Raw genomic sequence first — 11,564 nt, 5'->3', positions numbered from 1 at the left:
TACGAATTCAAGCGAGGATAAGTTAGGATAAAGAGTTGTATAATAAAATGTTAATACATTCTAATAACATTAGACTATATGCCTTGGATAAGCATCAAGTTTCTCAGGGTTTTAGTAGGTCGAGTATAAATAATCGAATTATTACTTTCTGTAAAGCAGGCGGTTAGTTTGTGGGGCCAGCATCGACACGGGCCTCAATGGTGCTCTGCACTGTGCTGTTTACAGCGGACAGCAAGTCGTAGCCAGTGGCTTGTTCAATGGCGTTGACGGTGGTGCGGTAAGTTGCCCAACTGGTGTTTAGGCTGTTGTCGTTGGGTGTGTCGATGGCGATTACGCGGGTGCTAGTGCTGACGCGGCTGGCATCGGACGCGCCGTTGGGCAGCACCACTACTACTTTCCAGCAACGTGCGGGCACAGTGATATTGCCGCCTGCCACCGTAGTAGCGTAGCCGTTGGAGCCAGTGCCGCCGCGCCCGTAGCTGCCGCAGATAATGTACAGCTCATTGCCGGCATCGGCGAGCGTGCGGCAGTAGTTTTCGAGTCCGGCCCAGGTACGCTGGTTGTTGTTGGGGGCCTGCGGCATCATGTTGCTCATCAGGAAGGTAGCCGTATTATCGGCGACGGAGCCCGTCCGGTCGGCGGAAGGGCAATTATGGCCCCGGTCGAAGCCTGAGCCGCTGTAGCTGCTGCTTGTGGCTTTATACCAACCGGAGGGCAAAGCGTTGTCAGGCGCAAAATTGTCTTGCCGGGGCGTACTACCCAACCAAGCGCTGCTCAGATGCCAGCTTACCCAATTGGGAATAGCCCGGTCGCGGTGATATGACATCGTGAATTGTGGCTTCACCAGCAGATAGTTGGTGTACTGCGTCGTGCTGGCAACAGCGCCGCTCGGGTTGCCCATGGCTAAGTTACTATCACGCGTAGCCACCGCGTCCGACGATTGAACGACGGTGTCAATTTGGGGAGATACTAGTTCGTCTTTGGCGCAGGATACAGCAAGTGTAGCGAGTGAACCAAATGTCAGCAACCGGTAAAAAACACGATTCATGCGCTAAGCTGTTTAGGTTGGATGAGGTGAGCAGCGTAAGTGTAGCAAAGGTTATGAATTACACATAACTAAATGTTATGGGAATATTACTAATCACCTCCTCACTGTTCTAGTGCCTTATCCTTTAATACCTAGCACAATCTGACTCACTGTCGTAGAACTAATCAATTATATATTTATATTATCCTCTACATCCATACCCCGCTACTTCTATCATCCACCTCCTAATGAGGTGCTTATTCGAACACATTTACAGTGCAAAGCCATCTACCTCGTACTCCTTTATGCCCGGCATCAGCACAACGCAATGAGTTCAAGCAGCACCCTGTGTGATGAAGGCAGATCACTACCGACACCTAAATAACGTCTGTACCCTGGTGGGCAGCACGCGCGATATGCTGTTTGCACGTATAGACTGTGGCTCCAACCAAAACCCAACTTTGGCTCCGGTGCGGGTCAACAACAACTCGACTCCAGTGGTGGCTACTCCGGCGATTCTGGCCGTTGCTGACCAGCTTCTGAGCTTGCAATTAACAGACAATGATGCCAACGCCACTCAGGTTATAGCGTTGAACAGTAATGCCGAGCAAGTTCTAGCCAATGCCGGTTTTGTAGCCTCCGCACCCGGCACGGAGCCCACCATCACGCTTAACCGGCTTCCGCATGGTCAAGCCTGGGGTGCAACCCATGGTGGTATTTGATCAGTTGGGCCGGCAGGTAAGCCCACTACGTAGTTCGCCTATTGGCAGAGTAACATGGCAACCTGGCTCACAGGTATCTGCAGGTCTTTACTAAGCTCGCTCGCTTGATGGTCGGCAAATAGCTTATTTGCTTCGTACTGATTGTAAATATCCTCTGGTGTTCAATTGCAAAGCCCCTGCTGAAACTTCCAACAGAGGCTTTGCTTTACTAGTAGGCACTTAGTTTACTCAGTAGCGGGTATACCACCAAAAGCGGTGAGTGGCTGAGCTATGCCATACGAATTGCTGGATGGCCTTTTGCTGTATTCCTTCTTCAAGTTTTTGAGGTCGGAAGCAGCCGTTTGCAACTTGGTTTTGAGTTCTTCAGCCGGGCGGCTGTACGGACTACGTTTACCAGTCCAAGCCAAAAACTGCTTAATTTCCTCTTCAGCAAAGCGAAGCATGGTGGTAGCGTTTTGCAGGAACTCTTCTTCTGCTTCCATAGGGTTATATAGCTAGTTAAGTAGCTTGTAATAGTTTAAAACATTTTGCAATATAAGTAGCTGCAATCTATCTGGCAACGTCAAGGAGCATATTTTTTTTACACTTTTTTTTAAAAGTGCAATTTATTAAGATATGTTTTTACTGTCTTAAAATTACCAACCGCTGCATACCGAGAGTCAGGCCATTAGCTCCTTTTAATACGAGGTGATAGAGGCCCGCAGGCAATACCGAGCGCGTTAACTTTACGGTGGATTCTGTTACTGGAAGTTGTTGAAGCAGCACTCCGCGCAGATCATATATGGCCAGTGTAGTGGCGCTGCTCGTAGGCACATGCACCTCTACTTCATCTGACGTGGCGGCGGGGTTAGGATACACCTCTAGCTTTGCAGCGGATAGTTCGGTTAAGGTTACTACGGCCACGGGTGAGAAGCTTTCCTTACCATCAGAATCTACCTGACGCAGACGGTAATACAAGGTCGTGACGCCCGAGGTGGCGGCCGTTTCATCGCGGAAGCTATAGGTACGGCCGCTGGTGCTGGTACCAGCTCCCTCTACCTGACCAACCGCCGTGAAACTGCCTTTCAAATACTGGGTGCGCTCTACCACGAAATAGCTGTTGTTCAACTCGGAGGCAGTTTGCCACGTCACGTTCACTGCGCGGCCCATTGGTTTTGCCTCGAAAGCTTTCAACGTCACGGGTAATGGCGCGGCCAGTGCGTTGATGATGGTAGGAAAACCAATAGGACGGTCTTGTGCAAAGGCATAGTAAACACGCGTTTGGTCGAGGGCACTGACCGCATTGTTAACCTCGATTTCCACCCGCTGGAAGTTCTGGGTGGTGCGAAAGAAAACTTCCACGCGGCCATCAGGTAACAGCCCCTGTTGCAGCAAGCTTGCCCCGCTAGCAGTTTCCAGTAGTTGGTCGCCATTGGGGCCGCCGTAGGTGCGCAGCGTGATGCCGTTGAGCAACTGCGTATTAAGCAAGCCACTGCCCTGATTAAGTACCATGCCGGCCGAGTTGCCAGCCACTCCCGACCCGTTCAGGTTCAGGCGTAGCGCCGTAGAAGTCAGAGCTCCTACTAAACCCGTGCGCATGGTAGCATAGTCGTTGTTGCTTGTATTGCTATCGGCAGCCCGCTCGGGGTTGAGTACGCTGGTGTTGGCGCACAACACACACAGCACGCCGTCGGATGAAACGGTGAACTGACCTGCGCCACTTGAGAAGTTAGACAGCACTGGTGTTTGGTCGCGAAAAACACTAGGCTCCAATCCAAAACCATAATATACACTCAGGTTATCGAGGGCGCTAACTACCGAGGTGCGAGTTATTTGCACTTCATCAAAGCTCAAGGTAGTTGGAAAGCTTACCTGTTGCTTACCGTCCGGGAGCAGCGTTACTTGCAGCAGCTGAGCACCGGTAGCCGTTTCTTGTGCTACCCCATTTTTGTAAGTGGTAATGCGCATGCTAGCCAGAGCGTTCAAATCAAGCACACCCCGCTCGCCCACCACAAAACCCGCATAGTAGCCAGCCGGCGAAGGAGCTTCCAATTTTACGCGCAAAGCGCTGGGGCAACTTACTCCTGCCAGCGTAGTGAAGGTGGCGTAGTTAGTCAGCGTTTGATCAGCAGCTCGCTCTGGGTTAAGCACGCCGGAATTGGTACATACGGTTACGTTGTTGTCGACTACTGCTGTGCTGTAGTTAACCCCCTCTGTAGCCGTGGTAAAACGAGACGCCACCCCATGGGCCGTTTCTACTAGATTGGCATCAATGCCATAAGCGTAGTAAACCTTAACATCGTAGCTGACATTAACCAACGAGCCGGTTTCGATTTCGATTTTGTCGAAGGCTTCAGTAGCTAAGAATTCCACCCGCCCTGGCCGAGTGGAACCCAATGCTGCTAGCGCAAGCGACGTAACGTCCAGGGTTTGCTTTGCATCGGAGCCTAGGTAGGTTCGTAGTATAACTGTGCCGATAGTTGACAGGCCTGTATTGGCTCCTATCACTACCCCTGCCCGATGGTTTTTGGGCACGACGCCTGACATGTCCATGCGCAACGCAACCGGCCCTAACAGTATTGAAGAACGTAAGGTGGCAAATGAGTCGAAATTCGCGTCCACTGCACCAGCTTCATTGCTAACGCTTCCGCAGATAGCACCGCCGAGCAAACCACCCAAGGGGCAAGTTCGTTGAAAACTAGAGCGCCCAGTATTAGAATAATAAGCAGGACCTGTTTGCTGTGCCTGAATCTGGAACACTCCAAGCAAGCACAGGCTCAAAATGGGTAGTATGCGGAAGTAAGAACTATATTTCATTGCAATAAGGATTGGTGCAGTACATTCGCCCGTCAGTCCTTAGCACAGTACAATCAGGCTGCCAACATACAAATTCCACTAAACATATCTGATTTACAGAATTTTACGTACATATATATTAATGTATATCTTCTCCTTATTAGACTCCTCCTCCTAATTCGGGAAAATATGGCAAAGCCCACTTTTCCCTATTATACTCGCACCCTTCCTCCCACCAAGTACCGGTCCCTGAAACTTCCACAATCGCAATGGCTCCTTCCATTCAAAAGCCTGTCTGTTGGCAGCATGCAGACCGATTGCTTTCATTGGTGCTCGGTTAAGTTTTCCCTTTCCAAATGTCTACTTCATTACCTGTTAACATCTTTATAGTTGAGGACAATGCCTGGTACGGCGAGTTACTCGAATATAAATTAGCGCAGAACCCTGACTACCAGATTCAGCGCTTTACTACGGCACAGGCCTGCTTAGCTCATCTTTACGAGCAGCCAGACCTCATCACCTTAGACTATAATCTGCCCGACGGCAAGGGCGACGAGGTGTTGCGTCAGATCAAAGAGCGGCTTCCTGATGTGGCCGTCATCGTTATTTCCGGCCAAGAAGATGTCCGTACGGCTATTGGCTTGCTTCGCCAAGGAGCTTACGACTACTTGGTGAAAGACGAGGAAACCGCTGACCGTTTGTGGAATGTAGTAGGCAACGTGCGCAAACAATTGCAGCTACGCCGCGAAAACGAGCGGCTACGGGAGCAAATCGGGCAGAAATACGATCCGAGCCGTGCCATCCTGGGCGAGAGTCCTCAAATGCAGCAACTTGCTTCCTTAATCGAAAAAGCGGCCCGCACCAACATCACCGTTTCAGTCAGTGGCGAAACCGGAACGGGTAAAGAACTGGTAGCCAAAGGCATTCATTACCAGTCGCCCCGGCGAAACCGATCTTTTGTAGCGGTGAACGTGGCTGCCATTCCGCATGAATTGCTGGAAAGTGAATTGTTCGGGCACGAGAAAGGCGCTTTTACAGGAGCTATCAGCCGCCGCATCGGCCGCTTCGAAGAAGCGCATCAGGGCACGCTCTTCCTCGATGAAATCGGCGAGCTGCCGTTGGATTTGCAAGCCAAACTTTTGCGGGTGCTACAGGAACGCGAAGTCCAGCGCGTGGGCGGAGGGCAACCTATTCCTTTCGATGCACGCCTGATAGTAGCCACCCACCGCAACATGAGCGAGGAAGTGAAACTTGGGCGCTTCCGCGAAGACTTGTATTACCGCCTGCTCGGACTTCCTATTATGCTACCCCCGCTTCGGGAGCGGGGCCAAGACATTTTGCTGCTGGCCGAGTCGTTTTTAAAAGACTTCTGCAGTCAAAACAAGATGGCTAACTGCACTTTCTCACGCGAGGCGCAGGATCTGATGCTACACTATCCTTTCCCGGGCAATGTGCGCGAATTGAGGGCTGTGGTGGAACTTGCTGCCGTGCTAGCTGAAAACGATACCATTCAACCACAAGATCTGTCGCTACGTGCGCAAGCTAGCTCGAATGGCTCTAACGCACTGCTAACGGGCAACGAGTCGCTGCGAGTGCAAGTAGCTACTATTGTGCAACGGTACTTAGATGCGCATCAAGGCAATATTTTGCAGGTAGCAGCCAAATTACAAATTGGCAAATCCACTATTTATCGGATGGCTCAAAACAACGAAGTGAAGCTGCGCTAGTAGTGGCACTATAAGCTCTGCTGATAAGTTAATCGTGGGTATGCTGCTACCGGCTTAGTGCTTAGGCTGGCTTGTTGCCTTGTGATAGTCAGTGATAGTCAGTGATAGCCAGCTTGCAATTCAAATATTACGAAATTACGCCTGTTCGGCAATGGCTGGGCTACCCAGGGAAAATTATTTTTCGAGTAGTGCTTATGGGCCTCTTGCTCTAAACCTAACTTGTTATCGTATAATACAACAAGAGCACGCAAATCTCAGTGATTATATCCTATGACCTCTATTGTACACCGTCAGCAGCAACGTCAACTGCGGCAGGCACGAACCATGCACCGGGCTGCTCAACAGCAGCTTCAGGAACTGCGGCAGCAACTACAGCAGCAGAGCGAGCAAGCCGCCAGCCAGTTGAAGGCCTTATTGCAAACGATGAGCACTGGTATACTAGCACAGGATGAGAACCTGCGCATAGTACTTGTGAATGACCGTTTGTGTGAGCTATTAAGCTTATCGGAGCCGGCGGCCACGTATATCGGTATCGAATGTGACGATTTTTTCCCGCAGGGCACCCAATTCTGCAATGCCGAGCAAATACGGCAGCAGGCGCGGCAAGCTATGCAAGACCAGCAACGCATTATGGAGCTTGTGCCGTTAACCAACGGCACTATTCTGCAACGGGAATATCTGCCTTTGGTGCAAGACGGTCACACGGTGTTGCACTTATGGAGCTATGAGGATGTAACGGAGCAGCAGAAAGTGCTGGCGCGGGTACGAGAACTTTCGCAGCTAGCCGAGCAAAGCCCGGCTCCCATCATCTGTTTCGGCAACGATGGACAAGCACGCTATGCCAACTCTGCTGCCAGCCACGTGCTGGAGGCACTCGCACTGCCCAGGTGGCGCGCCACCTACGATTTTATGCGGGATGCAGTAGCGGAAGCTTTAGTCGCCAACACGCCGCGCACCGTCGAGCATGGCTTGGCTGACCAGCACTACCTCTGGACCGTGGTGCCGCTAGCCGGTGAAGCAGCGGCCAACATCTACCTCACCGACATTACCGCCCGTCGCCAGGCCGAAAAAGAACTGCGACACAGCCAGCTTTTTGCTTCGCGCATCAACGACACCGTACCCGTCATCGTGCTGCTGTTCGATGTGCAGGAGCAGCGCATTGTGTACGTCAATCGGCAAGTAGAGCGCATCATGGGCTACTCCGAGCACGAGATTCTGGAGCTAGGCAGCAGTGTTATTCCGTACCTGCTAGACGCCGATGGGCAGCAGCAGCTGTTTAGCCTCCCGGAACAGCTAGCCACCCTTACCGACGACCAAACTATCAACTACGAGTTTTGGGTACGCCACAAAAATGGCAGCTGGCGCTGGCTGCGCATTCAGGGCAACGCTTTTTTGCGCGATGCCAATGGCTCGATTCGACAGTTAGTGGGCAGCGCCGAGGACATGACGGAGCGTAGAGCAGCAGAGGAGTCACTACGCCGCATACGGCGCCGCCAGGAGCGTGTAGCCAACACCATTCCCAACCTGATTTACATCTACGACTACCAGCGGCAGCGTACGATTTACTGCAACCGCTACATCGAAACCATTACGGGTTACAAGGAGGCCGAAATCATAGCTATGGGGGACGAGGCTTTCCTGAAGCTGATGCCCGAGGGAGAGGCCCAGAAGCTGCGCCAGCACGTGATGCAGATGGCAAATGCCGAAGATGGCGAAGTGGTAACGCTGGAGTACCACCTTACCCATCTCAACGGCTCCGTGCGTTGGCTGCGCATTACCACCACTCCCTTTGAGCGCGACGAGCAAGGCCGGGTACGACAGATAGTAGGTACCGCCGAAGACATCACCCGCTGGAAAGTAGCCGACGAGCAGCGCCGCACGGCCAACCGCCGACTAGCCGAACAAAACCGGCTGTTCCGACAGGTAATTGATACAACGCCTCACCTGATTTACCTTAAAGACACCCAAGGCCATTACTTGCTGGCCAACCGCGCTACGGCCGAGCTCTATGGCATGACGCCTGCCCAGGTAGTAAACACACAGCTTGGCCAGCGGCCCATAAGCCTGGCCGACAGCCAACGCTACCGCAGCCAAGACGAGCAAGTGATTCGCACGGGCAAAGAGTTGGCGCAAGAAGAAACCTTCACCCGGCCCGACGGCTCCCTGCTTTGGTTTTATAGTATCAAGCGGCCCTTCGTGCTGGCCGATGGCAGCGTACAGGTGTTAGGCATCGACAGTAATATCACCGAGCTCAAGCGCATGCAGCTAGACCTGCGGGCAGCCAAAGAGGCGGCCGAGGAAAACGCGCAAGCCAAGCAGAATTTCTTGGCCAACATGAGCCACGAAATCCGCACGCCTCTCAACGGCATCCTGGGCATTGCCGGGCTGCTGGCCAAAACTCCGCTCGACGACCAGCAAAGCCAGTACCTGGGTCACATCCGGCACTCTGCCGACCACCTGTTGGTGGTCATCAACGATGTGTTGGCCATGGCGCAGCTAGGAGCTGGGAAGATTCGAACCGAAACCATTCCGTTCGACCTGCGCGACGTGTTGCAAGCCAGCCAAGAGTCGTTGCTGCCCCGGGCCGAAGAGAAAGGAATTGGTCTTACTCTGAACCTACCGCCCACCGAAGTGCCCACTACCGTGCTCGGCGACCCGTACCGCTTACGCCAGATTTTGCTGAACCTGCTGTCTAACGCGGTTAAGTTTACGGAGCGAGGCCAAGTAGCCCTGACTTGCCGTTTGCTCAGCAAGCCAGGCGAAAAGCTGCTGTTTCACTTTTCGGTGCAGGATACCGGTCCGGGCATCCCAACGCACCAGTTGCAGGACATGTTCGAGCCCTTTACGCAAGCTTCGGCCAGTACCGCCCGCGAATTTGGAGGTTCAGGTCTTGGCTTAAGTATTTCGAGGGGGCTTGTGGAGCTAATGGGCGGCACCATGACGGCCGAAAGCCAGCTAAACGAAGGGAGCACCTTCCTGTTCACGCTGCCCTTCCGTTCCACCAATGCGACCATCACGCGCGAATCGTACGCTCCTGCCCTCGACTACCGGAGTTTGGGGCCGCGCCGGGTCTTGCTGGCCGAAGACAATGCCATTAACCAGTTTCTGGTGGAATCGTTGTTGCGCAACTGGGGGTGGAGTGTAGATACGGCCAACACTGGCCCTGAAGCGCTGACCTTGTTTGGGCGGAACTTCTATGATATCGTGTTGATGGATATTCAGATGCCCGGCATGGACGGGGAAACGGCCATGCGACTCCTGCGGCAGCACCCCGAGCCGGCCCGTGCGACAACGCCTATTCTGGCTTTGACGGCGCACGCCCTGCGCGGCGAAGCGGAGCGCTACTTAGCCTCCGGGTTTTCCGGGTATCTCTCCAAGCCTTTCCGTGAAGAAGAATTGTTCCAAACTATATCCGCTGCGCTAGGCCAGCGGCCAGCGGTATTCATCACGCCCAAAGAAGAGCCTCTCAAGGAAACGCCGCCCGCTACCTCCCTCTACAGCTTAAGCGGTATCCGGCGGCTGGCCCACGGCAACGAAGAGTTTGTGCGGCGACTAGCGCAGCTTTTCGTGCAAACCACCCCACCGGCCGTGCGCGACATGGAGCAGCACGCTGCCTCCGGCGACTGTCAAAAGCTGTCAGCCTCGGCGCACAACCTGAAAAGTTCGCTCGACGGCTTGCACATCCGCCAGCTGCACGCTCCCATCCGCCGCCTGGAAGCCTGCCGCGACACCACCCTGCCACCTGACGAAATTCAGTTACTGGTGACGCTGGTCCACAACGTGACGGAGCAAGTGATGGAAGGTCTGCGGCAGGATTTCCCGGGACTATAGCGGAGCCGCCCTAAAGTGTTTAGACAGTCAGTAAAGCAAAGAACGTCCTGCTGAGCACAGTCGAAGCATCTCGCGTACTGAGGTTGAGTTTACCACACGAGCGAGATGCTTCGATTGTGCTCAGCAGGACGTTCTTTGCTTTTTGAATTTGAAACCAGTTTTCACTTACTGTTCATATACACCAGCAAAACCACCGTTGTCTGCGACGTACTACCAGCCGCTAAAGCCACGGGACGCAAACCAAGTCCCGGACTTTTTGCTTGTAGAGTACAGCTAAATATTATTGGCGAAGCGTTAAGCATTATTTCATTCAAGAAGAAAGCATGACGGTCACCACTGTGGACACGCTCGTTATTGGAGCCGGGCAGGCGGGCTTGGCCGCAGCGTATTACTTGCAGCAGCGCGGCGTAGCGTTTGTGGTGCTCGATGAGCGGACCGCCGTAGGCGAAGTGTGGGCCACCCGTTTCGATGCGTTGCGCCTGTTTTCACCGGCTTGGGTAAGTGGGCTGCCGGGTTGTTCTTGGTCGGGTTCAAAGCTGCACTATCCGTCCAAAGACGAAGCCGCTGCTTACCTGCGCAACTATGCTGCCCACTTCAATTTTCCGGTGCACTTAGGCCGACGGGCAACTATTTTAAGGCCTGCCGATGGAGTGGGCTATGTAGTTGAAACCGCCACCGGGGCTACGTACCAGGCGCAGCACGTTATTGTGAGCACCGGCGCCTACACTGCGCCCAAAGTGCCCGCCTTTGCCACCGATTTGCCGCCGCAGGTGCAACAGCTACACAGTAGCCTCTACCAACAGCCCAGCCAAATTACCGGCCCCGGCCCGGTAGCGGTAGTTGGGAGTGGCAACTCGGCCCTCCAGATTGCCGCCGACCTAGCCGGCACAGGCCGACCGGTGTTCGTGGCTTTCGACGAAAAAACGGGCGCCCTACCCAACAACCAGCTCATGTGGGTGCTGCTGAAGAGCACCGGCCTGCTGCAACTCTCGCGCTACAATGCTTTGGGCCGCCGTATGATGCACAGCCCCGAGCCAGTCGTGAGCGGCGACCTGCAACGACTCCGGCATTTTACAAATGTTGAATTTGTTGGTCGGGCTACCGGGGCCACGCCTGCGGGAGCTTTGCTGGCCCGACGCAGGGCTACGCCACCCCTCGATGCCGTAGTATGGGCCACCGGATTCCGCCCTGACTATACTTGGATTAAGCTGCCTATCTTCGACGCAGATGGCGTTCCACGGCATAAGCGGGGTCTTACCGAAGCGCCGGGATTAGCCTTCTTGGGGCTGCCTTGGCTGAACAGCCGCAGCTCGGCCCTGATGGGGGGCGCTGGACCTGACGCCGAATTTGTGGTGCAAAACTTATAAAAAGCACATAATTATACTGCAACTAGTTATGCTTGTTTATGGTTAGCTTTACAGTTACCAACAACAGTATTGTGTGGTTTTGCAACTTGAGTTGGTTGTTGTGTTTCTTTCGTCT

At 53.6% G+C, this 11,564-nt stretch carries 7 protein-coding genes; 4 read left to right on the top strand and 3 right to left on the bottom strand.

Annotated features, from left to right (window positions below):
• Positions 1–163: 163 nt before the first annotated feature.
• Positions 164–1,048, bottom strand: coding sequence for a DNA/RNA non-specific endonuclease (locus VF639_RS18880; protein ID WP_331147494.1), 885 nt, complete (start codon positions 1,046–1,048; stop codon positions 164–166).
• A gap of 395 nt (positions 1,049–1,443) precedes the next feature.
• Here VF639_RS18880 and VF639_RS18875 point away from each other — a divergent pair, with 395 nt between their 5' ends.
• Entirely contained in the window at positions 1,444–1,749 is a 306-nt protein-coding gene (locus VF639_RS18875) for a hypothetical protein (protein ID WP_331147493.1), read from the top strand.
• Positions 1,750–1,973: 224 nt separating this feature from the next.
• On the opposite strand, the gene VF639_RS18870 is transcribed toward VF639_RS18875, so the two are convergent.
• Positions 1,974–2,231, bottom strand: coding sequence for a hypothetical protein (locus tag VF639_RS18870; protein WP_331147492.1), 258 nt, complete (start codon positions 2,229–2,231; stop codon positions 1,974–1,976).
• Between the two features lie 139 nt (positions 2,232–2,370).
• Positions 2,371–4,407, bottom strand: coding sequence for a T9SS type A sorting domain-containing protein (locus VF639_RS18865; protein WP_331147491.1), 2,037 nt, complete (start codon positions 4,405–4,407; stop codon positions 2,371–2,373).
• A gap of 473 nt (positions 4,408–4,880) precedes the next feature.
• Here VF639_RS18865 and VF639_RS18860 point away from each other — a divergent pair, with 473 nt between their 5' ends.
• The 3 genes from VF639_RS18860 to VF639_RS18850 all read left to right on the top strand — a co-directional run bounded on the left by VF639_RS18860 (position 4,881) and on the right by VF639_RS18850 (position 11,449).
• Complete coding sequence (locus VF639_RS18860) at positions 4,881–6,251, top strand: sigma-54-dependent transcriptional regulator (RefSeq protein WP_331147490.1); 1,371 nt, start codon at positions 4,881–4,883, stop codon at positions 6,249–6,251.
• A gap of 270 nt (positions 6,252–6,521) precedes the next feature.
• On the top strand, positions 6,522–10,082 hold the full coding sequence (locus tag VF639_RS18855) for a PAS domain S-box protein (RefSeq protein ID WP_331147489.1): 3,561 nt from the start codon (positions 6,522–6,524) through the stop codon (positions 10,080–10,082).
• Between the two features lie 323 nt (positions 10,083–10,405).
• A complete protein-coding gene (locus VF639_RS18850; protein ID WP_331147488.1) occupies positions 10,406–11,449 on the top strand; it encodes a flavin-containing monooxygenase in 1,044 nt (347 codons plus the stop codon).
• Positions 11,450–11,564: the final 115 nt, after the last annotated feature.

This window comes from Hymenobacter sp. (assembly GCF_036387835.1).
Lineage (GTDB): Bacteria > Bacteroidota > Bacteroidia > Cytophagales > Hymenobacteraceae > Hymenobacter.
The sequence above is the reverse complement of the archived record's forward strand: the minus strand, read 5'-3'. Positions and strand labels throughout refer to the sequence as shown.